24 protein-coding genes are annotated in these 21,454 nt (G+C 37.9%); 11 read left to right on the top strand and 13 right to left on the bottom strand.

Features of this window, described 5'->3' with window-relative positions:
- Window positions 1-4 precede the first annotated feature (4 nt).
- On the top strand, window positions 5-460 hold the full coding sequence (locus tag AB3G38_RS13470; protein WP_367864415.1) for a hypothetical protein: 456 nt from the start codon (window positions 5-7) through the stop codon (window positions 458-460).
- Here the strand turns inward: AB3G38_RS13470 and AB3G38_RS13465 are convergent.
- Window positions 457-978, bottom strand: a complete 522-nt coding sequence (locus AB3G38_RS13465) for an NADPH-dependent FMN reductase (RefSeq protein WP_367864414.1) — start codon at window positions 976-978, stop codon at window positions 457-459. The genes AB3G38_RS13470 and AB3G38_RS13465 overlap by 4 nt on opposite strands.
- A gap of 179 nt (window positions 979-1,157) precedes the next feature.
- Between AB3G38_RS13465 and AB3G38_RS13460 the strand changes: the two genes are divergently transcribed.
- Genes AB3G38_RS13460 through lepB form a run of 5 tightly spaced genes read left to right on the top strand, consistent with a single transcriptional unit; the run spans window position 1,158 to window position 5,491 of the window.
- A complete protein-coding gene (locus AB3G38_RS13460; protein ID WP_367864413.1) occupies window positions 1,158-1,961 on the top strand; it encodes a ParA family protein in 804 nt (267 codons plus the stop codon).
- A 10-nt stretch (window positions 1,962-1,971) separates the two neighbouring features.
- Window positions 1,972-2,889 carry a ParB/RepB/Spo0J family partition protein gene (locus tag AB3G38_RS13455; RefSeq protein WP_367864412.1) on the top strand — a complete coding sequence of 306 codons (918 nt, stop codon included), beginning with the start codon at window positions 1,972-1,974 and terminating at the stop codon, window positions 2,887-2,889.
- Window positions 2,889-3,506 carry a DUF5683 domain-containing protein gene (locus tag AB3G38_RS13450; protein ID WP_367864411.1) on the top strand — a complete coding sequence of 206 codons (618 nt, stop codon included), beginning with the start codon at window positions 2,889-2,891 and terminating at the stop codon, window positions 3,504-3,506. The genes AB3G38_RS13455 and AB3G38_RS13450 overlap by 1 nt, the downstream gene beginning before the upstream one ends.
- Before the next feature lie 42 nt (window positions 3,507-3,548).
- Complete coding sequence (gene dapB, locus AB3G38_RS13445; RefSeq protein ID WP_367864410.1) at window positions 3,549-4,289, top strand: 4-hydroxy-tetrahydrodipicolinate reductase; 741 nt, start codon at window positions 3,549-3,551, stop codon at window positions 4,287-4,289.
- Window positions 4,290-4,297: 8 nt separating this feature from the next.
- A complete protein-coding gene (gene lepB / locus AB3G38_RS13440) occupies window positions 4,298-5,491 on the top strand; it encodes a signal peptidase I (protein WP_367864409.1) in 1,194 nt (397 codons plus the stop codon).
- A gap of 61 nt (window positions 5,492-5,552) precedes the next feature.
- On the opposite strand, the gene AB3G38_RS13435 is transcribed toward lepB, so the two are convergent.
- From AB3G38_RS13435 to rpmB, 7 genes are all read right to left on the bottom strand, one after another.
- Window positions 5,553-6,635 carry an Ldh family oxidoreductase gene (locus AB3G38_RS13435; RefSeq protein WP_367864408.1) on the bottom strand — a complete coding sequence of 361 codons (1,083 nt, stop codon included), beginning with the start codon at window positions 6,633-6,635 and terminating at the stop codon, window positions 5,553-5,555.
- A gap of 9 nt (window positions 6,636-6,644) precedes the next feature.
- On the bottom strand, window positions 6,645-8,231 hold the full coding sequence (bshC, locus tag AB3G38_RS13430) for a bacillithiol biosynthesis cysteine-adding enzyme BshC (RefSeq protein WP_367864407.1): 1,587 nt from the start codon (window positions 8,229-8,231) through the stop codon (window positions 6,645-6,647).
- Window positions 8,232-8,277: 46 nt separating this feature from the next.
- Entirely contained in the window at window positions 8,278-9,612 is a 1,335-nt protein-coding gene (rimO, locus tag AB3G38_RS13425; RefSeq protein WP_183868498.1) for a 30S ribosomal protein S12 methylthiotransferase RimO, read from the bottom strand.
- A 36-nt stretch (window positions 9,613-9,648) separates the two neighbouring features.
- A complete protein-coding gene (gene ftsY / locus AB3G38_RS13420) occupies window positions 9,649-10,611 on the bottom strand; it encodes a signal recognition particle-docking protein FtsY (protein ID WP_367864406.1) in 963 nt (320 codons plus the stop codon).
- A gap of 73 nt (window positions 10,612-10,684) precedes the next feature.
- The gene (locus AB3G38_RS13415) at window positions 10,685-10,846 is read right to left on the bottom strand and encodes a DUF4295 domain-containing protein (RefSeq protein ID WP_082036098.1); all 162 of its coding nucleotides are present in this window, start codon (window positions 10,844-10,846) and stop codon (window positions 10,685-10,687) included.
- A 23-nt stretch (window positions 10,847-10,869) separates the two neighbouring features.
- Window positions 10,870-11,052: a 50S ribosomal protein L33 gene (rpmG, locus tag AB3G38_RS13410; RefSeq protein WP_008242799.1), complete on the bottom strand. Its 183-nt coding sequence runs from the start codon at window positions 11,050-11,052 to the stop codon at window positions 10,870-10,872.
- A gap of 38 nt (window positions 11,053-11,090) precedes the next feature.
- Entirely contained in the window at window positions 11,091-11,324 is a 234-nt protein-coding gene (rpmB, locus tag AB3G38_RS13405) for a 50S ribosomal protein L28 (protein ID WP_037437638.1), read from the bottom strand.
- A 294-nt stretch (window positions 11,325-11,618) separates the two neighbouring features.
- Here rpmB and acs point away from each other — a divergent pair, with 294 nt between their 5' ends.
- Together acs and AB3G38_RS13395 are read left to right on the top strand one after the other, a co-directional pair.
- On the top strand, window positions 11,619-13,514 hold the full coding sequence (acs, locus tag AB3G38_RS13400) for an acetate--CoA ligase (protein ID WP_367868765.1): 1,896 nt from the start codon (window positions 11,619-11,621) through the stop codon (window positions 13,512-13,514).
- 79 nt (window positions 13,515-13,593) lie between these two features.
- Window positions 13,594-13,779, top strand: a complete 186-nt coding sequence (locus tag AB3G38_RS13395; protein ID WP_367864405.1) for a CsbD family protein — start codon at window positions 13,594-13,596, stop codon at window positions 13,777-13,779.
- Between the two features lie 53 nt (window positions 13,780-13,832).
- On the opposite strand, the gene AB3G38_RS13390 is transcribed toward AB3G38_RS13395, so the two are convergent.
- From AB3G38_RS13390 to AB3G38_RS13370, 5 genes are all read right to left on the bottom strand, one after another.
- Entirely contained in the window at window positions 13,833-14,042 is a 210-nt protein-coding gene (locus AB3G38_RS13390) for a SymE family type I addiction module toxin (RefSeq protein ID WP_367864404.1), read from the bottom strand.
- Between the two features lie 250 nt (window positions 14,043-14,292).
- Window positions 14,293-14,718 (bottom strand): MauE/DoxX family redox-associated membrane protein, encoded by a 426-nt coding sequence (locus AB3G38_RS13385; RefSeq protein ID WP_367864403.1) that lies wholly within the window; start codon window positions 14,716-14,718, stop codon window positions 14,293-14,295.
- The gene (locus AB3G38_RS13380) at window positions 14,708-15,739 is read right to left on the bottom strand and encodes a hypothetical protein (protein ID WP_367864402.1); all 1,032 of its coding nucleotides are present in this window, start codon (window positions 15,737-15,739) and stop codon (window positions 14,708-14,710) included. Before AB3G38_RS13380 ends, AB3G38_RS13385 begins: the two co-directional genes overlap by 11 nt.
- An 84-nt stretch (window positions 15,740-15,823) precedes the next feature.
- The gene (locus AB3G38_RS13375) at window positions 15,824-15,988 is read right to left on the bottom strand and encodes a hypothetical protein (RefSeq protein ID WP_367864401.1); all 165 of its coding nucleotides are present in this window, start codon (window positions 15,986-15,988) and stop codon (window positions 15,824-15,826) included.
- A 271-nt stretch (window positions 15,989-16,259) separates the two neighbouring features.
- Window positions 16,260-19,193 (bottom strand): M16 family metallopeptidase, encoded by a 2,934-nt coding sequence (locus AB3G38_RS13370; RefSeq protein WP_367864400.1) that lies wholly within the window; start codon window positions 19,191-19,193, stop codon window positions 16,260-16,262.
- Window positions 19,194-19,275: 82 nt separating this feature from the next.
- Between AB3G38_RS13370 and surE the strand changes: the two genes are divergently transcribed.
- The 3 genes from surE to lpxB are packed head-to-tail and all read left to right on the top strand — an operon-like array spanning window position 19,276 to window position 21,423.
- Complete coding sequence (surE, locus tag AB3G38_RS13365; protein ID WP_367864399.1) at window positions 19,276-20,055, top strand: 5'/3'-nucleotidase SurE; 780 nt, start codon at window positions 19,276-19,278, stop codon at window positions 20,053-20,055.
- Window positions 20,048-20,317, top strand: coding sequence for a stationary phase survival protein SurE (locus tag AB3G38_RS13360; protein ID WP_367864398.1), 270 nt, complete (start codon window positions 20,048-20,050; stop codon window positions 20,315-20,317). The genes surE and AB3G38_RS13360 overlap by 8 nt, the downstream gene beginning before the upstream one ends.
- Window positions 20,314-21,423, top strand: coding sequence for a lipid-A-disaccharide synthase (lpxB, locus tag AB3G38_RS13355; protein ID WP_367864397.1), 1,110 nt, complete (start codon window positions 20,314-20,316; stop codon window positions 21,421-21,423). The genes AB3G38_RS13360 and lpxB overlap by 4 nt, the downstream gene beginning before the upstream one ends.
- The last annotated feature ends 31 nt before the right edge of the window (window positions 21,424-21,454 follow it).

The raw sequence follows: 21,454 nt of genomic DNA, 5'->3' as shown, positions 1-21,454 counted from the left end.
CGATATGTCTTTTTTAAATGCACTTATAAATAATGTTGGGGATGAAACGCTGCGCGAAGATTTGCAGGAGCGTGCGGATATTATTCTGCATAAGATTAAATTTATGGACAAAGTGCCTGTCATATGCCTGGATACCAATAATACGCCTAACCACGTTTTGAACGTGCTCCTGGAGGCTGTTGGTGGCGAAGTGCTTGAAATTGCTGAGCAGGCAAAAGTACTGATCTATCATCAAACCAATACAGGTATTGTACAGCTGATGGGAATGGTACCTGCGCTTTTAGCAAAGGAATGGCCGGCAGTTGCTTATAACCGTGTTTATCTGATGGAAGACACTTCTGCCTTTTTAAGTGATCCGGTATCCTTTGTAGAGGCTATGGAAGACATGGCAGAAATGCTTTATCCTGGTTATTTTATTTTTGGTAATGAAGGCAAAAACTGGACATCCTTTGCTGTTTAGTAAGCAATAAACTTGTCTATCTGCTGTCCTGTAAATTTTAAAGTATCTTCTTTATAGAAATTACCCTGTTCATCCAGTTCCGTTTTGATAGCCGGGATATGTAAACGTAAAGGGAGAACATTCAGGTGCAGATAACTGCATACACCACCAAAATGATCAATCCCCCTGATATTTCCATATTTGCCGGAGGAGATACCAATCAGGCATGCTTTTTTATCATAAAAGCTGTCCGGGAAGTCACAAGCATCTATTAAAGTTTTCAAAACACCGGGAAAACTGCCATTATATTCAGGAATGATGAATACAAATTTTTCAGTTGCTGTAATTTGTTCTTGTATTTTTATAAATTCCGGAGATCTTTTTCCGTATAAATCGGAAACGATTAATTGAGCGGGAAGGTCTGTCAGGCTCAGTATATTAGCTTGCTGACCTTTTTTAGCTAATGCGTCTCTATAATATTTTGCGACTTTAAGCGTATTGCTATCGGGTCTGTTTGTACCTGAAATGATCGTAATCATGTAAAAATTGTTAGTAAGATGTTTAAAACACGCTATTGTTTAACACAAATATTGTCATTTAGTTTGTATCTTAGCTAATTGTTAAAAAGCCCCTAAATATAGGTAAAAATAGCGTTTTATACCTAAAGGATCTAATTCACAAATTCTCAGGAAATAATTGGTAATTATTAAAAAGATAAATGAGTAAAATTATTGCATTGGCCAATCAGAAAGGTGGAGTAGGTAAAACAACTTCATCTATAAATTTAGCCGCCAGCCTGGCCGTATTAGAATATAAAACTTTATTGGTAGACGCAGACCCTCAGGCCAATTCAACTTCAGGAATCGGGTTTGATCCCAGAAGCATCAAGAATAGTATTTATGAGTGCATCATCAATGATGTAGAGCCATCAGAAGCTATTCAAAAGACGGAAACGCCTAATCTTGACTTATTACCAGCACATATCGACCTGGTTGGGGCAGAAATTGAGATGATCAATCTGAACAACAGGGAATATAAAATGAAAGCCGTCCTGGAGAAAATTAAAGACCAGTATGATTTTATCATTATTGATTGTTCCCCTTCACTGGGTTTGATTACCATCAATGCTTTAACGGCTGCAGATTCTGTTATTATACCGGTTCAATGCGAATATTTTGCATTGGAAGGGCTTGGCAAATTGTTGAACACTATAAAAATTGTACAAAACAGATTAAATCCTGAACTGGAAATTGAAGGTATTCTTTTAACCATGTACGATGTACGTTTACGTTTATCAAACCAGGTGGTAGAAGAAGTAAGAACACATTTCCAGGAACTGGTATTTGATACGATTATACAAAGAAATACCCGTTTAAGTGAGGCACCAAGTTATGGGATTTCGGTCATCATGCATGATGCAAATTGTAAGGGAGCAATAAATTATCTGAACCTTGCCCGTGAGATTGTCCGTAAAAACGGATTGGTCAAAGAAAATCAGGGTTTGACTTCTGCAACTATTTAAATATAACTTAATGACATCGTTTCAGCGAAAAACAGGTTTAGGTAGAGGATTAAGTGCTCTTTTAGATGATTCAGATTCTGCTCATCCGCAAAAGAATGCAATTAACCCGGTCAGTGAAACTGAACAGAAAACGCAGTCAGGTAATATTGGTCAGATCAGGATCAGTGATATCGCGACCAATCCTTATCAGCCGCGTTCTGAGTTTGATCAGGTTGCATTAAATGAACTGGCTGATTCCATCAGGGTACAGGGATTAATCCAGCCGATTACTGTCAGAAAAGCTGCAGGTGGAAATTATCAGTTAATCTCAGGTGAAAGACGTTTAAGAGCGTCTAAACTCGCTGGATTAACGGAGATTCCTGCCTATGTCCGTGAGGCTAATGATCAGCAGATGCTGGAAATGGCCCTGATCGAAAATATTCAGCGTGAAAATTTAAATGCGATTGAAGTTGCACTGAGCTTTCAGCGCATGCTGGAGGAATGTAATCTTAAACAGGAACAATTGGGAGAACGTGTCGGTAAAAACCGGTCAACGGTTACTAATTACCTGCGTTTACTTAAATTACCTCCTGCTATACAGATCTCGATCCGTGATCAGAAAATCTCGATGGGGCATGCACGTGCGCTGATTAGTGTAGAAGAAACCGACAAACAATTGTTTATCCATCAGGAAATTATTGACAAAGGACTTTCTGTACGCAAGGTGGAAGAGTTAGTCAGAAGTATTAATAGTCTTCAGCTGAAACCAAAAAGTGCAAGGCAGCCACAGGGTGTGTCTTTCGAATATCAGAAACTACAAAAAGATCTGGCTTCAAGATTTGCGACTAAAGTGAAACTTAAAGTTGGTGAAAATGGCAAAGGGGCAATAGAAATTCCATTTGTCTCTGATGATGACCTGAGCAGAATATTAGAATTATTAGATTGGTAATGCCAAAAAACCTACTGTTATCGGTTTTGTTTTGCTGCACTGTATTTGCAGTTAGCGGACAGGAAAAATTTAGTGTAAAAGGTGATAGTCTTAAACGTACGCCGGTTAAAGCGGATACGGGTTATGTAAATCTGGGCCGTATTGCCGGCCGCAAGGCAGCAATCAGATCTGCACTGATTCCTGGCTGGGGACAGTATGGAAATGGACTAACCGTCTATCGCGGGATAAAAATAGCTGCAATTTACACAGGTGGTACCTTGCTGGCCATGTCATTTATCCAGAATAACAATAAATATCACGAATACCTGACTGAACTTCAGAACAGAGCAGCGAACGGCAATCTGCCTACACAGGGAAGTCCGCTGGCTGGTATCAGTAGTGCGGGATTATTAACTGCCAAGGACGTATTTCGCAGAAACAAGGAGGTTATTATCTTCTCTTTTGTAGGCTTATATGTGGTGAATATCGTAGAAGCTTATGTTGATGCAAGACTTTCTTATTTTGATATCGGAGATAACCTGGCTATCAAAATTTCACCTGCCATGATTGGTACACAATCACCTATGTATGGATACAACGCTTTTAATCCGGGTCTGAAAGTTGCCTTTAGATTCTAATTTCAATATGATTTACCAACAATCTTTTCTAAATATAAATAAATGAATATAGCTTTAATCGGTTACGGTAAAATGGGTCAGATCATTGAACGTTTTGCTATAGAAAGAGGACATGAAGTTGTCCTGAAAATTGGCACAGATCAGCTGGCCGACCTGACTGTTTCTAACTTAAGAAAAGCAGATGTAGCTATCGATTTCAGTACACCTGATGCGGCTATTAACAATATATATACTTGTTTTGATGCAAACGTACCTATCGTTGTAGGTACAACTGGCTGGTATGGGCAATTACAGGAAATAAAGGATGAATGTCTGCGCCGTAACAATACCTTGTTATATGGGTCTAATTTCAGTATTGGTGTGAACCTGTTTTTTCATATTAATGAAGTGCTTGCCAAAGTGATGAACAATTACCCGGTATATGAGGTGCAGGTAGAAGAAATTCACCATACGCAGAAACTGGATTCACCGAGTGGTACTGCCATGACGCTGGCGGAGGGTATTATAGAAAATATGGACCGTAAATCTGAATGGGTAAATGAACTGGATGGTAATCCGGCTATTGAAGTCCTTAAGCAGGAACAAGTATTAATTGCTTCGCAAAGAATTGAAAATATACCAGGTACACATACAGTGATTTATAGTTCAGAGGTAGATGAAATAGAATTGAAACATACGGCGCATAGCCGTGCTGGATTTGCATTAGGTGCAGTAGTTGCGGCTGAATGGCTGCAAAATAAACAGGGATTCTATAATATATCTGATATATTTAATTTAAAATAACAAAACATATGAATTGGAAGTTCTGGCAAAAGAATAATACTGAGCCGAAAAAGAAAAAAACCAAAAGCAGAGAATGGTTTGATGCCGTTGTTTTCGCTGTAATTGCCGCAACTGTAATCCGCGTATTTTTTATTGAAGCTTATACTATTCCTACGGGGTCCATGGAGAAGTCGCTGTTAATCGGCGATTTTCTATTTGTGAGTAAAGTGAATTACGGAGCAAGAATACCTATGACTCCGGTTGCTTTCCCTTTTGCACACCATACAATGCCTATAACGGGTACAAAAGCTTATTATGACGGTATACAATGGAAATACCGCAGGTTACCCGGAATGCAGGATATCAAAAGAAACGATGTTGTCGTTTTTAACTTCCCTGATGGCGATACCGTAGCTTTAGAAGCCCAGGATAGAGATTATTATGATATGGTACGTGCAGTTGGCAGACAGGCTATTCAAAGTCAGTATACAATTGTGAGCAGGCCGGTAGATAAAAGAGAGAATTATATCAAACGTTGTATTGGTATCAGCGGTGATATATTAAGTATGTCTAACGGATTGGTGACGATCAATGGAAAGGCTGAACCGATGAAAAATACAGGACAAATTGATTATATGGTTAAATTTAAAACCAGTGATGTCAATTTCCAGGTATTTGAAGAAATGGGTTTTGTAATTGACAGAGACATCAGTGCTTTATCTCAGGATACTTATAATTTTGTCGGTACACCCTTAATGATGGACAAAGTGAAGAAACTGGATTTCGTTGCTGCTGTCAATACCCGTACTGCTGCACCTGGAGCCGTTGAAGCGAATGTATTTCCACAAGATCCAAACAGAAAATGGAATGCGGATAACTGGGGGCCTGTTCAGGTTCCTAAAAAGGGATGGACTGTAAAACTGGATAGCGTATCTATGCCTTTATATCAGCGTGCTATTACTACTTACGAAGGAAATAAGTTAGAGAAAGTTGCTGGTGGATGGTTAATTAATGGGGTAAAAGCTGATAGTTATACTTTTAAAATGAATTATTACTGGATGATGGGTGATAACAGACATAATTCACTGGATTCAAGATACTGGGGATTTGTACCAGAAGATCATATTGTAGGAAAAGCTTTATTCATCTGGATGAGTTACGATACTAATGGTTCTTTCTTTAGTAAAATCAGATGGGGCCGTTTGTTTAACGGTATTCATTAAGCCGGAATTTTAAAGACAAATAAAAAGGGTTGCTATGTCAGAGATACATAGCAACCCTTTTTTATAACCGGCTGATTTGTAGCTTATCGGCGAGTTCGTTAAGATCATTTACAACTGCTTCTACCAAAGGAATCCCTGATAATTTACGTTCCTGTTCAAATGCATATTCGGGTTCTCCCGGAATAATTACCCGTTTGGCAGGATCAATAGTTTCAGCACTTTGAAAGCGTTCTATCCAGTTATCAAGGTGATCCTTGAAGTCTTGTGCAGGGCGAAATCCATCGATGCGTATTGCACCTAAGAAATGACCTAAGCCTTCTCCTACAGGATTTGCTGACGGTTCCAGGAAAGCTACGAAAGGAGGAACCCATGGGCCATAATTGGCACCCGAAAGTACAGCAGTCAAAATATCAACTGTTGCACTTAGTCCATAACCTTTATGACTGCCATGATCCTTATCACTCCCTAATGGTAATAAAGAACCACCATTTTTCAGTGCATTCGGATCAGTAGTCCCATGGCCATCTTTATCCTGTGCCCAGCCATCCGGAATTGGTTGATTTGCACGCTGTGCAATTTCCAGTTTTCCATTGGCTGCTGCTGCGGTAGCCATATCAACTACTACAGGAGGATATTTCCCGGCTGGAAAAGCATAACATATAGGATTAGTCCCTAATAACCTCTCATTTGCATAAGTAGGAGCAACCAGCGGACTTGCATTGGTCATACTCATACCGATCATATCTTTTTCTACGGCCAGCAAAGCATGATAACCGGCAATACCGAAATGGTTGGAGTTTTTTACTGCAACCCATCCACTACCATAGATTGCAGCTTTTTCCATAGCGACTTTCATTGCAAAAGGAGCGACTACCAGGCCAAGGCCGGCATCGCCATCTACGGTCGCTGTGGTTGGGGTTTCATGCACAACCCTGATATTTGGTGTCGCATTAATTCTTTCTTTCTCCCATAAGCGGATATAGCCGCTTAACCGGGCTACACCATGAGAATCTATTCCTCTGAGGTCAGAACGTAACAATACATCTGTGGCAAGATCTGCATCTGTAGCAGCGCAGCCCATTTTCAAAAAGACGCTTTTGGTGAAATTCCTTAAACGTGTCTCTGTAAAAGTATGAAAGGTCATTTGAATGAATTAAGCGTATAGAACCGTAAATTTATAATCAAGCGGTTTGAATGCAGACAATAGGTTCTCAATGAAATCTTCACCATAAAGCACGTACATTGGTGCAATATTCAGCACACGTTCCTGCAATACACCTGATGGAAACAATTTATTTTTTAAAGTATCTATTTGATGCAAAGAGGTTGTATGCTTGCGCTTTTCAGCTCTTAAAAGTTTTTTCTCCAGGTTAGTGACCAGTTTCAATGCTTTTGTTTTAGCTGCCTCTGCAGACATTGAAAGTGTCTTGTCGATTTTATAGGAGTTTAATTTGATCTGATCGAAAACAGCCCTTATGGCACGTTGTTCATCATCCAGACAAAGAGAATCTCCTACATGTGCTTTGATCCACTGGTTTTTCAATTGCTCGTCACTGTTAAATAAGGTGATCGGGCTGATATCCAGGATTTGCATTTTACGGGCACTTCTATCGTCTATAACTAAAGCAGAATTTCTTAGGATCAGAATAGGATAAGGGACTTTGTAAAAGTCAAAATTAGACTTAAGCTGTAACCAGTAGGTTACTTCAGCTCCACCACCAATATAAGCAAGGTTCGGAAGGATCAGTTCCTGGTAAACAGGGCGCATTACCACATTGGGACTAAAACGCTCTGGGTGATTAGCGATTTCTTGCTGTAAATTCTCTTTGGTAAAACTGATTGCTGTATTCAGGACTTTATATTCGCCGTTTTCTTCTACAATACGTTCACGGAGCTGATTATCCATATAGAAGAAATTGATCTCCCGCGGATTGACCTGGGGTTTATAACCTTTTGCTTCCAGCGCTTCGCTACTCTTATTAATTTGTGCGAAACTGTTCTGTTCTACAATATCCTGGTACACAATTGATGAAAATTGTGCTTTCAATGCTGCATCATCAGCATCCACACAAACCAGACCTTTTTTACCAAATAAAGTGTCTACCAGTTCACGTGTGGCATCAGCAAGTGTTTTATTGGAAGTATAGGCTTTTTCAACGATTTTTGAGAATTCAGTACCATTTTCACTGATACCTAAATATCCTTTATAACCAACAAGTGCTTCCGTAATATCTGAAGTACTTAATCTGCCGGTAGCACCAGCAGCATTTTTTTTCCAGGTCAGCATTTTATCCTCTACTTTCACATGATTGATTTCTTCAAAATCATGATCCTCTGTAGCCATCCAGTAGACAGGTACAAAGTTATAGTCAGGAAAACGTTGTTTGAGATCTGCTGCCAGTTTAATCGCAGTCACAATCTTATAGATGAAATAGAGGGGGCCTGTAAAAATATTCAGCTGATGACCTGTCGTTATGGTAAACGTACGGTCATCAGCTAATAAGCTGATATTTTCAAGAACTAGAGCAGAAGGCTGTAAATGCTGATACTGCTTGTGCAGGCTGTTTACTAATAAGCTGCGGTCACCAGAATATTTCCGGTCTCCGATTGCTTTTTTAAAACCCTCTAAAGTAGGGGAGTACTTATAAAAAGACTCCAGATTATCTTTTCCATCTATGTAATCCAATACAATGGATGAAAAAGCGTGTGTTTGCTGATAAGAGATGTACTTGGCCTGCATTGCTACGAAATTAAGTTAATAAACCATAATTCAGCAAAACGCAATATTATTTTACAATCTGTCCATATAGATCAAAATCTTCAGCACGATCAATTGCTACGTTTACGAAACTGCCATTTGCAGCATAACCTGTGCTGGCGTCGATTAAAACCTCATTATCAACCTCAGGAGAGTCAAATTCAGTACGTCCGATAAAGAAATCACCCTCTTTACGGTCTACCAGGACTTTGTAAGTCTGACCTACTTTATCCTGGTTGATTTCATAAGAAATTCCTTGTTGTAATTCCATGATCGCATCAACACGCTCTTGTTTTACTTCATCTGGTACATCATCCACTAAATTATGTGCATGTGTTTTTTCTTCATGAGAATAAGTGAAGCAACCCAATCTGTCGAAACGGGTATCTTCTACCCAGCGTAACATTTCTTCAAAGTCCTGCTCCGTTTCGCCAGGGTAACCGCAAATCAGTGTAGTACGCATGGCAATTCCAGGAACTTTATCTCTGATCTGGTTAACGATATCGATCGTCTTTTGTTTCGTGATTCCACGACGCATTGACTTTAGCATATTATCTGTAATGTGCTGTAAAGGCATATCCAGATATTTACAGATGTTTTCTCTTTCGTTCATTGCATCCAGAATTTCCATTGGGAATCCTGAAGGGTAAGCATATTGTAACCTGATCCATTCGATACCATTGATATCAGAAAGACGTCTTAACAATTCATCCAGATTACGTTTACCGTAAATGTCCAAACCGTAATACGTTAAATCCTGAGCAATCAGGATCAGCTCTTTAGTTCCGTTGGCAGCTAATATTTTTGCTTCTTTAACTAAAGCTTCCATTTCTGTCGATACATGTTTGCCACGCATCAGAGGAATCGCGCAGAAAGAACAGGGGCGGTTACAGCCTTCTGCAATTTTGAAATAGGCAAAATGTGAAGGAGTGGTCAATAAACGTTCTCCAATCAATTCATGCTTATAATTTGCACCTAATGAATGTAATATGTTTTGTAAATCGTTAGTACCGAAAAAAGCATCAACGTTTTTTATTTCTGATTCCAGTTCAGGCTTATAACGTTCCGAAAGACATCCCGTTACAATTACTTTACTGATTTTGCCTTCTTCTTTTAACTGACTGTATTGAAGAATAGTATCAATAGACTCCTGTTTTGCATTGTCAATGAAACCACAGGTATTAATCACAATGATATCATCCTTATTGATTTCATTAGCTTCATGAACCACATTTAAGCTATTCCCTCTTAATTGTCCCATCAAAACCTCAGAATCGTAAATATTTTTGGAACAACCCAGTGTAATTACGTTGATTTTTGGTTTTTTAACAGGGATAATTTTAGAAGTCGTTTTCGTATTCATCTTGTGTATATATATATTTGCTTTTAAAAAGAAGGCTTATTTAAACAGGCCGTCAACAAAAGCTTTTTTATCAAATAATTGAAGGTCATTCACCCCTTCACCAACCCCGATGTATTTAACCGGGATTTTAAACTGATCAGAAATACCAATCACTACACCACCTTTGGCAGTGCCGTCCAGTTTAGTAATTGCCAGTGCATTTACATCTGTAGCCTCTGTAAATTGTTTACATTGCTCAAATGCATTTTGTCCGGTTGATCCATCGAGTACCAGTAAAATCTCATGTGGTGCATCAGGAATTACCTTCTCCATCACTTTTTTGATTTTGCCAAGCTCGTTCATCAGCCCGATTTTATTATGCAATCTTCCGGCTGTGTCAATGATAACTACGTCTTCTCCGTTAGCAACGGCAGATTGTATAGTGTCAAATGCAACAGAAGCAGGATCAGAACCCATTGCCTGGGCAACTACTCTTACATCAATGCGTTCACCCCATAATTTAATCTGTTCAACAGCTGCTGCCCTGAAAGTATCTGCTGCGCCCAATACTACTTTCAACCCTTCGGCTTTAAGTTTATGTGCAAGCTTGCCAATGGTGGTTGTTTTACCTACACCATTCACACCAACTACCATGATTACATAAGGTTTATGGTCACCGTACTCAAAATTACGGAAATCATTGCTGTTATTTTCAGCCAGTAAAAGCTGGATTTCATCACGGAGGATCAGATTCAATTCTGAAGTGGACAAATATTTGTCTTTTGCCACTCTGTCCTGAATTCTTTCAATGATTTTCAGTGTAGTAGTTACACCGACATCCGAAGTAACCAGCACTTCCTCCAGATTATCCAATACATCATCATCAACTGTTGACTTTCCGGCAACAGCTTTCGTGATTTTGTTAAGGAATCCGTTTTTAGTTTTCTCTAAACCTTTGTTTAATACTTCCTGAGCTTCAGGAGCAGTTTCCTTTTTCTTGAAAAAATCGAATAGTCCCATAGAAATGTAGATGAAAACAAAAAAAGCCCTCCCATAAATATAGGGACGGCTTTAATATCATTAAATATTAAAATTACTTGCCTTGTCCAGCAATAGCATCTTTAACGTGATCGTTATGAACGATAACTTCTTTGAAAGAATAAGCACCAGATTTTGGTGATTTAGTCATCGTAATAACTTTTGAATATTCTTTACCTTTACCCGTTTTAAGGGTTGCAACTACCTTTTTTGCCATGATCTAAATAGATTGGAAATGTATTACTTAATTTCTTTGTGTACAGTTACTTTCTTCAATACCGGATTGAATTTTTTCAATTCTAATCTCTCAGTAGTATTTTTACGGTTTTTTGTAGAGATATATCTAGACATACCAGGCATGCCGCTAGTTTTATGCTCTGTACATTCTAGAATAACTTGTACTCTGTTACCTTTTTTTGCCATTTTATTAATAATTTAGTTGATTCACATCAACAATGTTTTTACAAAAATCCTTTTTTTACGAAACGGTTAATAGCTTCAGTAATACCAATTTTATTGATGGTTTTGATAGCTGAAGTAGAAACTTTCAGTGTTATCCAACGGTCTTCATCAGGAATATAAAATTTCTGAAGTTGTAAGTTGGGATAAAACTTACGTTTAGTTTTAACGTTTGAGTGAGAAACATTAAAACCACTCATAGCCTTTTTTCCGGTTAAATCACAAACTCTAGACATGCCTTTAATATATATTGTTAAATTGTTCTTCGCTTAATTTTTTAAGAGTGTGCAAATATCACGAAAATATTTGTAACGATCAAGAGTCCATGTGATTATTTTTCAAATTTTATGGATTGCCTCTTATTGCTCTTGCGGCAAAGATACATAAATACCCTAAAAATACGAATCTTAAACGATTCAGTGCGTTATTATGCTGTATTATAGTGAAATGACCGCAATATTTTGCTGTAATAATCTTTTAAGTACCTTTCAAATAATTTATATTAGCCTAAAATTATCACCAAATATATGATGCAAATCGAATCTTTAGCCGAGTACGAGAAAACCTATAAGTTCAGTGTCGAGCATCCAGAAGAATTCTGGGCTGGTATAGCAGATCAATTTCTATGGAAAAAAAAATGGGATAAAGTTTTATCCTGGAATTTTACAGACCCGCAGATCAAATGGTTTGAAGGTGCGAAGTTGAATATTACTGAAAACTGCCTTGACCGTCACCTGGAGAAAAGTGGTGACAAACCTGCAATTATCTGGGAATCGAATGATCCTGAAAAACCAAGTGTGACACTGACCTATAAAATTCTGCATGAACAAGTATGCCGGTTTGCTAATGTGCTAAAGAAAAATGGTGTAAAAAAAGGTGACCGTATTTGTATTTATATGCCAATGGTGCCAGAACTGGCAATTGCAGTGCTGGCCTGTGCACGTATCGGAGCAGTCCACTCTGTTATATTCGGTGGATTCTCTGCCAAATCAATTGCAGACAGAATCAACGACTCAGCTTGTAAACTGGTGATTACTGCCGATGGATCTTTCCGTGGAAATAAACAAATCCAGCTGAAAGAAGTCATTGATGATGCGCTGATCGGATGTCCGACAGTAGAGAAAGTGATCGTGCTTACCCACACACGTACACCTGTATCTATGTTAAAGGGCCGCGATTTATGGTTTGAAGATGAGATTAAACTGGTAGATACCATCTGTGCTGCTGAAGAAATGGATGCAGAAGACCTGTTGTTTATCTTATATACTTCTGGTTCTACCGGAAAGCCAAAAGGTGTAGTACATACTGTAGGTGGTTATATGGTTTACGCGGGTTATACTTTTTCCAATGTATTTAATTACCAGCCAGACGAAGTATTTTTCTGTACTGCCGATATCGGATGGATTACCGGGCACTCTTATATTGTTTATGGCCCGCTTTCCCAGGGAGCAACGACGCTGATCTTTGAAGGGATTCCTACCTATCCTACACCATCAAGGTTATGGGAAGTCGTAGAAAAACATAAAGTTAATATCCTTTATACCGCTCCAACCGCAATCCGCTCATTGATGAGCTTTGGTACAGAACCTTTAAAAGGAATAGATATGAGCAGTCTGCGTGTGTTAGGATCAGTAGGAGAACCAATCAATGAAGAAGCATGGCACTGGTTTGATGAAGAGGTTGGTCATCAAAATTGTCCTATCGTGGATACCTGGTGGCAAACAGAAACTGGCGGATTAATGATTTCCCCGATTGCTTTTGTAACACCTTTAAAGCCTGCTTGTGCAACTTTACCTTTACCGGGGATTCAGCCGTTGCTGGTTGATGAGAATGGAAAAGAGATTGAAGGAAACGGCGTGAATGGTAACCTTTGTATTAAATTCCCCTGGCCGGGTATATTACGTACTACTTATGGCGATCATGAAAGATGTAAACAGACTTATTTCTCTACTTATCCAAACCTTTATTTCACAGGTGATGGCTGTATGCGCGATGAAGATGGTTATTATAAAATTACCGGAAGGGTAGATGATGTCATCAACGTTTCAGGGCATAGGATTGGTACTGCCGAAGTGGAGAATGCAATTAATATGCATGCTGGAGTAGTAGAGAGTGCTGTTGTTGGATACCCTCACGAAGTAAAAGGGCAGGGGATATATGCTTTCGTGATTTTTCCGAACCTGCATGATGAACCTGAATTAACCAAAAAAGATATTCTGCAAACAGTAACCCGTGTAATTGGAGCTATTGCGAAACCAGATAAGATTTTATTTGTAAGTGGGTTACCGAAAACGCGCTCAGGAAAAATTATGCGCAGAATACTTCGTAAGATTGCTGAAGGTGAAATTACTAATCTTGGTGATACCAGTACGTTATTAGATCCGGGAGTTGTAGAAGAAATCATTGTCTCTGCACAGCAATTATAAAGATTCATGCCCTTTAAAACAATTTTTAAGCTTTAACTGTTCCTTATCAAAACGATCATTAATTTAAAACAGAGATACTATGGACAGTTTAGAGTTAAAAGGAAAATGGAATGAGTTGAAAGGTAAAGTAAAGCAAGCTTATGGAGATCTTACTGAGGATGATTTGAAACACGAAGAAGGAAAAGAAGATGAGCTTTACGGTAAATTGCAGCAAAAAACAGGTAAAACCCGTGATGAAGTGATCACCTGGTTAAAATCTTTATAGATTAATATGTTAATTAAGAAAAGGCTCCTCAAACTATTTTGAGGAGCCTTTTTCTATTTTGCCAAGTCAATAACCAATGCATTATTGACTATCGTAATGTTTACTCTTTGATCTGGAGTGAAGCCTGCTTCACTGAGCCATCGGCCTGAAAGTTTGATTTCAGGGATTATCGTCCGGCTCCGGCGATTAATTCTGATAATGGACTGGATCTTTAAGCTCCTGCTCCATGGCAGGTTACTTATATTTGTGTCTGTTACTAACATAGAACTTTTGGATAAATTTAAATACTGAATATCTCGTCATTAAATATACTTCCTTTAAGTTAAATTTTTATATGAAGTTATAAACAAAACAGCCGCTCCGGATTTTCTGTTTATTAACGGAGCTATTTGGAATAAATAGCTTTAAGGCCCTGCTTCTGCAAATAATTTTTCATTTTCATCTGTTCCTTATCGAAACGATAATTCAACCTGATAAAAATAAAAAAGAGAAGTCTGAAAAGGCCTCTCTTTTTTATTTTAGAATAACTGGCTTTTTAACACCCACCAGTATGGCGGCAGCTGACATTACTGTAAATACAGCATTAAAAATAATATGTGTTGGATAGGACATTTTACCTAGTATACCTCCGCATGAACAAGGGATATTTGTATAAAGAAAGTAAAGTGTACTTAAATATAAGGTAAACAGGAGCATGACAAAAAAAGAAAGAAATAGTCCGGCTTTCCTTGTTAAAGTAAAGCTCAGTAAAACTACGATCAGGAATTCAGTGCCGAGTACTGCAGGCGCCAATAAGGTTTTATCGTATTTTACCAGTAAAGGTGATTTGCTGAGGTCTGAAAGAAATAACTGATAATCCATAGCCTTGAAAATCCCTGCATAAATAAAAAGTATAGATAAAAGTATAACTACGGCAGTTTGGATATAATTACTTTTCATAAATATTGAGCTTGAAAATTAAGATGTTATTCTCATATACTGCTATCAGTTTGTCAGCATAGCGGGCCAGTTGTATGACAGGTCTGTTTTCGAAACCAGGCAGCCTGAAGCTACCTTCATAATTTCCTGTTTTTGTATGGTATACATCTATTGCGGGGCCCCGGTATCCACTGGCTGCTGCATCTTGTGTCAGTACGTAAGATAGTATATAAAGATATCTGTCATCAACAGCAGCTGTAGAATTAATTACAATAGATTTACTTGAACGCGTATATATTTTTCCGGTCTTTACTGTAATGTTGCCGGATTTTGTTTGATCAATGGTATGAAATAAAGACGTTTTATTAAGCTGATCATCATATTTGATAATTTCCCCATTATAAAACGGGATGTAAAAATGTTCATGAGAATGAAGGTTCCTGACAAAAAATCCGTCTGCTGAAAGTCCGCCGTCTTCGAAGAAAGGAAATTGATGAAGTACAGAGTCTTTACCTGGAAATGAGAAATTTCTGAGTTTTAACTGCAAGATTTTTTTTGTAGTATCATAGTCAGAAGAAAGAAAAAAGTTGTTTTCTAAACTGCCCCCGGACACTCCTTTAGTATTTTTTCGAAAAAGAATACTGTCAATTTTATTTTTATCCGGCTGGTAGGTAATTACCTTATTGCCTGTATCATCAAAAATATAAAATTTATTAGTAATTGTGTCAATTTCCAGTCTGGTGACAATATTTACCGGCAGGTTTTTTTTAGCAAAAAAGGTATCAGTTTGATGACTGAAAGAATTATAGCGGAATATGCTGTTTTGGTTATATACATAACCATAGATATTACCCTGACCGGCCTTCATGATGCTTACCCTGCCAGGAAAAAGAATAGTATCAATAGGGAGCAATTTAAATTTATGATAGTCTCTGGTGAAATTCGCATAAATTCTGTCTGGTTCAGCATACCTGATTAAAATATACATAATCAGGATAGCACTGCAAAAAAGTGCAGAAAGTATAAGCAGGTTTTTTTTCATAAAAAAGAAGGCCGCTCGCGCGGCCTTTTTGTTTTAAAATTTAGAGCGCATTAAAATTTACGATAAGTATTTCCTGTTTTTGAATTAAGGACAGATTTGAGTTTTAATACCCCATGCCCCAGTCGAATTGCATTTAATATCCGGCTCACAATGGCAGAAAGCTGCTAATTTTGATTGATTGGCTTTAACAGTAAAAGCGGTGAAAGTGCCTGCAATAAGCACTAGTGAAAGTAAAGCTAGTTTTTTCATAGTTTTGTTTGTTTTAAGTTGTTGGTTGAAAATAATAGTTAATAAACGTAAATCTGATAGTTTTTCAGTAGAATAGTTGTCTGATTATTATTTTAAATTTATTCATTTAGTTTGTGTTAACTAATGTAAAGAAATTTTTTTTACACTTACAATTTTTTTTTCATTTTTTTTATTTATATCTGTTGTAAGACAGGTGTTTATGTCTAAAAAAATAGCTAAAAAAAAGGAGATGCTAAAAACATCTCCTTTTGAATAAAATATTAAATTTAACTTAATAGCCGAATATTTGTTCTAATGTAATCGTATTCAGCTTTCCGAATTTCTCCATATCCTGTGTTTTTACTTTTTTATCAGAAGCAACAATACAATAGTTATATGGTTTATTGGCTACCTGACTGGTATGAAAAGCTTTAATATCTGCAAAGGTTAAAGGCTGTAAGCCTTTGTACTCATCAATTCTTGAATCATGATCAAGTCCTAATCTCTGGTCTGCATAATAATGACCGATAATTGCATTTTTAGTGATCCTTGAAGTTTCTAAAGAATTTAAAGTATTGGATCTTGAAGACTGAAAGTTTTTCTCAGATTCAGGCAATACGTTCAATAATTCATTCATAGCACCGACAGCGTCGTTCATTTTATCTGCCTGGCTGCCTACATAAGCAATCATTGAATTATCTTTTTCTTTTTTATCAGGAGAAGAATAATAGGCATAAGTGGAATAAGCTAAAGCTTTAGACTCTCTGATGGTCTGGAAAACGATAGAACCCATACCACCTCCAAAATAGCTGTTAAACAGATTGATTTTAGCTGCCTCTGAAGGATTGTAGATTCCACTGTTTCTTATCCATCGAATTTCGGACTGTACCATATCATAGTTTGCAAAATAAACCTGGTTGTCTTTATTATCGGTATAAACAAACTGCTGGGCAGGTACTGTTTCAGTAAATACTTTTGGCAAAGCATGCACTTTTTCAATGTTTTTAGTGAATACATCAATGGTTTCCGGACCATAATAGTTTATGGAATGTTTGGTTTCATTGATATGATGTAAAATATCCAGTAATTGTGCAGAAGTCAGTTGTTGTACTTCTGTATTGGATAAAACAAAATTAGTAGGGTTTAATGAACCATATTGCGCATAGCTCATTAAACCGGAAAGAATAGCAGACTTGTTCAGTTTTGTATTTTCCCTTGCTTTAAGGATACTGGTTTTCATCTCTTTCAGGGCTTCTTCATTTGCTTTGCAATTAGCGAACACATGTTCCACTAAATTTATAGCCTGATCAAAATTCTCCTGAAGACCACTGATTTCAATCGTCGTTACATCATTTTTTACAGAGAATGAATAATTACAGGCAATGTTATAGAACTGCTTGCTGATTTCTTCTGCAGTATATTTATCGGTGCTTAAAAAAGCAAGATATTTTGCTGCATAAGGTAATAATTTAGAATTCCAGGACCCCATATCAAAACGATATGTCAAATTGAAAATGCTGTTTTCTTTATTTTGAACAGTCACCACATTGGCGATGCCAGCTTTACTGAAGTTCAGATCTTTCTGATAATCGAGGAATCTCGCCTCAATCGGTTTTGAAGGTGTAGCCAGTAAGTTTTTAGTGAAAGCAGAAGTCTCATTCGTGTTCGTTTTAACCGGAGTGATTGCCGGTTTATCTACCTTTTGAGTACTTTTGTCCTCTCCTTTATGTTTCAAAATAACCACATAATTATCCTTAAAGAACTTGTTTGCAAAATCAACCAATTCTTTCTTGCTGATTTTGGCCATATCATCAGGATTTCTCAATGATTTGTCCCATTTCGTTGCACGGTTTAAGATAAACTCAGTGGTGGCCGCTTCTACACGGAAATCATTCTTATCAAATGACTCTAATAAGCTTAATTTACTATTGGCAACTGTTGCTTTGATCAGGCTCTCGTCAAAATCACCTTTTTTTAATAAAGTAACCTGATCTAATAATAATTGTTTGGCCTGGTCCAGTGACTGGCCTTGTTTAGGTTGGGCAACTAAAAGGAAAGTACCATAATCTTTCATCTGCTGATAACCCGCACCTGCATTTAATACTTTCTGTTGTTTGTTTAAATTAATATCCATTAAACCAGCTTTACCATTGGCAAGAATGCTGGAAATTAAATCAAGCATCATACTCTCCTTTGTATTTTCTGCAAACCCTCTGTAACCGATTCTAACCGCTTCGGCACTTGGACCATTGATATCGGTTACCTGAATTTTGGTTAATGGTTTTTCAGCAGCAGGATTGTATAATTCAAGAGGTTTTGCTTTCATATAAGAGAAAGACTGATCTACCTTTTTAATCATCTCATCGGCCTTAAAATCGCCAGAAAGAATAACAGCCATATTATTAGGAACATAATATTTGTTATAATACTTGCGGATTTCTACCAGAGAAGGATTCTTTAGATGTTCAATTGTTCCAATGGTAGTTTGCTGTCCATAGTTATGTGTAGGGTACAACAAATCATTCATCTTCTCACTGATTTTCCAGGAATCATCGTCAAGTCCGCGGTTTTTCTCCTCATAAACAGCTTCCAGTTCTGTGTGGAAAATACGGAATACCGGGTTGCGGAAACGTTCAGCCTGTAAGGCCAGGAATTTATCTGTTGCATTGGAAGGCAAATCCTCATTGTAAACAGTTTCCTCATACCAGGTGTGTGCATTGGTTGATTGCCCACCGATAGATTTCATCATTTTATCATACTCATTGGCAATAGAGTAATTAGAAGCCTCATTGGAAGTTTTATCTATCTGGGCATAGATTTCTTTTCGTTTAGCAGGATCAGTTGTTGCATGATATTTTTCATATAATCCTTCTATTTTATCCAGTAAAGGTTTTTCTTTAGCATAATCCAGCGTACCAAAGCGGTCGGTTCCTTTAAATAAAAGATGCTCCAGGTAGTGTGCCAGTCCAGTGGAAGTATTCGGGTCGTTATTGCTGCCAGCTCTTACAGCCATACGAAACTCGATGCTGGGTTCTTTTGCATTTTCAGAAAGAATTACTGTAAGCCCATTTTGTAAGGTATAGAAACGGGATTTTGTGGGATCATTGGTAACATACTTATAAGTATATCCACCAGAGGATGCCGTTTTCCACTCATATCCCACCTGCGCCATTAAGGACGATCCAGCAAGGATAAAGCAGGATAAGAGTAATAATTTTTTTTTCATGTTTAATAAGTTATGGCCAAATATACTTTTGAAATATGAGAAACTAGTTATATATATCCTATAATCTTGTACTTTTACCCCCATGAAGAAAGAGCAATCCAGGCCCAATATTTTAGTAGTAAATGATGATGGTGTTACTGCACCAGGTATCAGGAATCTGATTGAAGCCGTAAAGGAATTCGGTAATGTTGTAGTGGTTGCACCAGATGGACCGCAGTCCGGAATGGGGCACGCAATTACCATAGGAAAACCTTTGCGTTTTGACAGGGTATATCTATATGAAGGTGTTGAAATGTATAAATGTTCAGGAACACCTGTAGACTGCGTAAAACTGGCAGTAAACAGAATATTTAAAGGTAAAAAACCTGATCTGTGTGTTTCAGGTATCAACCATGGATTAAATAATTCGATTAATGTTATTTATTCAGGTACGATGTCAGCTGCTATGGAAGGAGCGATTGAAGGTATTCCTTCGGTTGGTTTCTCTTTAGATGATTTCTCTGAAGAAGCTGATTTCAGTCATTGTCTTAAGTTTGTTAAAACGATAGTCCGTCAGGTACTTGATCATGGTTTACCGCAGGCAACTTTGCTGAATGTCAATTTTCCTAAAGGTGCAGACCTGAAAGGGATTAAAATTTGCAGACAGGCAAATGCAAAATGGGCAGAAGAATTTGACGAACGTAAAGACCCTTATGGCCGTCCTTACTATTGGTTGTCCGGGGTATTTCAGAATAACGATAAAGGAGAAGATACAGATGTATGGGCACTGGAGAACGGGTTTGTGTCAGTTGTACCTGTACAATTTGATTTAACTGCACATCACGCTATCCCAATATTAAACTCGTGGACATTTAATGATTAAGCAAATTAAAAATAATGTGTGGGTAGGTTTTGGAATCGGTATTTTCCTTCCGGGAGTGCTGCTTTCTATCGTATGGTTTATTATGCACCAGATAGCTTACCTGGCCAAAGCAGACTTGTTGCTGATCGGCTGTATTGCTGTGAATGCTTTACTGCTGAAGTACTTTTTCAAGGTGAATCAGGAAAATACCGGTAGAGGCGTATTAGGAGCCACATTTATATGGGGAATGCTTTTCTTTTTCTATAAAATCTCGCAATCATGAAATATTATCTTGTAGCCGGTGAAGCTTCCGGAGATCTCCATGGAGCTAATTTAATGAAGGCATTGAAGGATCAGGATCCGGAAGCTGAATTCAGATATTTCGGCGGGGATAAAATGAAAGCAGAAGGCGGGACGCTCGCAAAACATTATGCAGAGATGGCATTTATGGGCTTTACAGAAGTGCTGCTTAACCTGAGAACAATATTCAGAAATTTAAAAACCTGTAAAGAAGATATCCTGGCCTATTCGCCCGATGTTTTAATTCTGATAGATTTTCCGGGCTTCAATTTAAAGATTGCCGGTTTTGGAAAAGAGAAAGGGATTAAAGTATGTTATTATATTTCCCCAAAGGTTTGGGCATGGAATCAAAAGCGGGTACTCAAGATCAAAAAGGTGGTCGATAAAATGTTTTGCATCCTGCCATTTGAAGTAGAGTTTTACAAAGGATGGGGAATGGAGGTGGATTATGTAGGTAACCCTTTACTGGATGAAAAAGCCTCCTTTATACCCGATCCGGATTTTCGTGCGCAGCATCAATTAAACGAGAATCACATTATTGCCCTGCTTCCGGGAAGCCGTAAACAGGAAATAGAACGGCTGTTGCCAGCAATGCTTAGCGTTACTGAGCAATTTCCTGATCAGCAATTTGTTGTTGCGGCGGCACCAGGATTTCCTGTAGTCTATTATCAGCAGTTTATTGGTGCTAAAAATGTGAAACTGGTTTTCGGAAAGACATACGATTTGTTGAATGTAGCCACAGCAGCTGTGGTTGCTTCGGGTACAGCAACTTTAGAAACAGCTTTATTTCATGTACCGCAGGTGGTGGTTTACAAAGGAGGAACAATATCCATTGCGATTGCAAGAATGCTGGTAAAGATCAGATTTATATCCCTGGTCAATTTGATTATGGATAGAAAGGTCGTTACTGAACTCATTCAGGAGGATTGCAATACTGTGAATATTACTGATGAGTTGCTCAGGCTGATTGAGGGGCCGGGAAGAACTCAAATAATGGAAGATTATAAACAATTGTCGGTTATTATGGGAGAACCCGGAGCTTCTGCCAGAACGGCATCACTGATTTCAGCATATCTGCTAAAAGGTTAAAATTTAAGTACCTGCCTTGAAACTATCAGGG

The sequence above is a fragment of the Pedobacter sp. WC2423 genome (assembly GCF_040822065.1).
Classification (GTDB): Bacteria; Bacteroidota; Bacteroidia; order Sphingobacteriales; family Sphingobacteriaceae; genus Pedobacter.
This window is presented reverse-complemented; position numbering and strand designations above follow the sequence as displayed.

What these genes read in the sequence shown, in the direction of transcription:
- AB3G38_RS13390 (WP_367864404.1), bottom strand. Translation starts at nt 14,042, where the DNA reads ATGTTAGTAACAGACACAAATATAAGTAACCTGCCATGGAGCAGGAGC.
- lpxB (WP_367864397.1), top strand. Translation starts at nt 20,314, where the DNA reads ATGAAATATTATCTTGTAGCCGGTGAAGCTTCCGGAGATCTCCATGGA.
- lepB (WP_367864409.1), top strand. Translation starts at nt 4,298, where the DNA reads ATGAATTGGAAGTTCTGGCAAAAGAATAATACTGAGCCGAAAAAGAAA.
- rpmB (WP_037437638.1), bottom strand. Translation starts at nt 11,324, where the DNA reads ATGTCTAGAGTTTGTGATTTAACCGGAAAAAAGGCTATGAGTGGTTTT.
- AB3G38_RS13375 (WP_367864401.1), bottom strand. Translation starts at nt 15,988, where the DNA reads ATGAAAAAACTAGCTTTACTTTCACTAGTGCTTATTGCAGGCACTTTC.
- AB3G38_RS13470 (WP_367864415.1), top strand. Translation starts at nt 5, where the DNA reads ATGTCTTTTTTAAATGCACTTATAAATAATGTTGGGGATGAAACGCTG.
- AB3G38_RS13360 (WP_367864398.1), top strand. Translation starts at nt 20,048, where the DNA reads ATGATTAAGCAAATTAAAAATAATGTGTGGGTAGGTTTTGGAATCGGT.
- dapB (WP_367864410.1), top strand. Translation starts at nt 3,549, where the DNA reads ATGAATATAGCTTTAATCGGTTACGGTAAAATGGGTCAGATCATTGAA.
- AB3G38_RS13385 (WP_367864403.1), bottom strand. Translation starts at nt 14,718, where the DNA reads ATGAAAAGTAATTATATCCAAACTGCCGTAGTTATACTTTTATCTATA.
- AB3G38_RS13395 (WP_367864405.1), top strand. Translation starts at nt 13,594, where the DNA reads ATGGACAGTTTAGAGTTAAAAGGAAAATGGAATGAGTTGAAAGGTAAA.
- AB3G38_RS13435 (WP_367864408.1), bottom strand. Translation starts at nt 6,635, where the DNA reads ATGACCTTTCATACTTTTACAGAGACACGTTTAAGGAATTTCACCAAA.
- AB3G38_RS13465 (WP_367864414.1), bottom strand. Translation starts at nt 978, where the DNA reads ATGATTACGATCATTTCAGGTACAAACAGACCCGATAGCAATACGCTT.
- rpmG (WP_008242799.1), bottom strand. Translation starts at nt 11,052, where the DNA reads ATGGCAAAAAAAGGTAACAGAGTACAAGTTATTCTAGAATGTACAGAG.
- acs (WP_367868765.1), top strand. Translation starts at nt 11,619, where the DNA reads ATGCAAATCGAATCTTTAGCCGAGTACGAGAAAACCTATAAGTTCAGT.
- AB3G38_RS13380 (WP_367864402.1), bottom strand. Translation starts at nt 15,739, where the DNA reads ATGAAAAAAAACCTGCTTATACTTTCTGCACTTTTTTGCAGTGCTATC.
- bshC (WP_367864407.1), bottom strand. Translation starts at nt 8,231, where the DNA reads ATGCAGGCCAAGTACATCTCTTATCAGCAAACACACGCTTTTTCATCC.
- AB3G38_RS13415 (WP_082036098.1), bottom strand. Translation starts at nt 10,846, where the DNA reads ATGGCAAAAAAGGTAGTTGCAACCCTTAAAACGGGTAAAGGTAAAGAA.
- rimO (WP_183868498.1), bottom strand. Translation starts at nt 9,612, where the DNA reads ATGAATACGAAAACGACTTCTAAAATTATCCCTGTTAAAAAACCAAAA.
- AB3G38_RS13450 (WP_367864411.1), top strand. Translation starts at nt 2,889, where the DNA reads ATGCCAAAAAACCTACTGTTATCGGTTTTGTTTTGCTGCACTGTATTT.
- AB3G38_RS13460 (WP_367864413.1), top strand. Translation starts at nt 1,158, where the DNA reads ATGAGTAAAATTATTGCATTGGCCAATCAGAAAGGTGGAGTAGGTAAA.
- AB3G38_RS13370 (WP_367864400.1), bottom strand. Translation starts at nt 19,193, where the DNA reads ATGAAAAAAAAATTATTACTCTTATCCTGCTTTATCCTTGCTGGATCG.
- AB3G38_RS13455 (WP_367864412.1), top strand. Translation starts at nt 1,972, where the DNA reads ATGACATCGTTTCAGCGAAAAACAGGTTTAGGTAGAGGATTAAGTGCT.
- ftsY (WP_367864406.1), bottom strand. Translation starts at nt 10,611, where the DNA reads ATGGGACTATTCGATTTTTTCAAGAAAAAGGAAACTGCTCCTGAAGCT.
- surE (WP_367864399.1), top strand. Translation starts at nt 19,276, where the DNA reads ATGAAGAAAGAGCAATCCAGGCCCAATATTTTAGTAGTAAATGATGAT.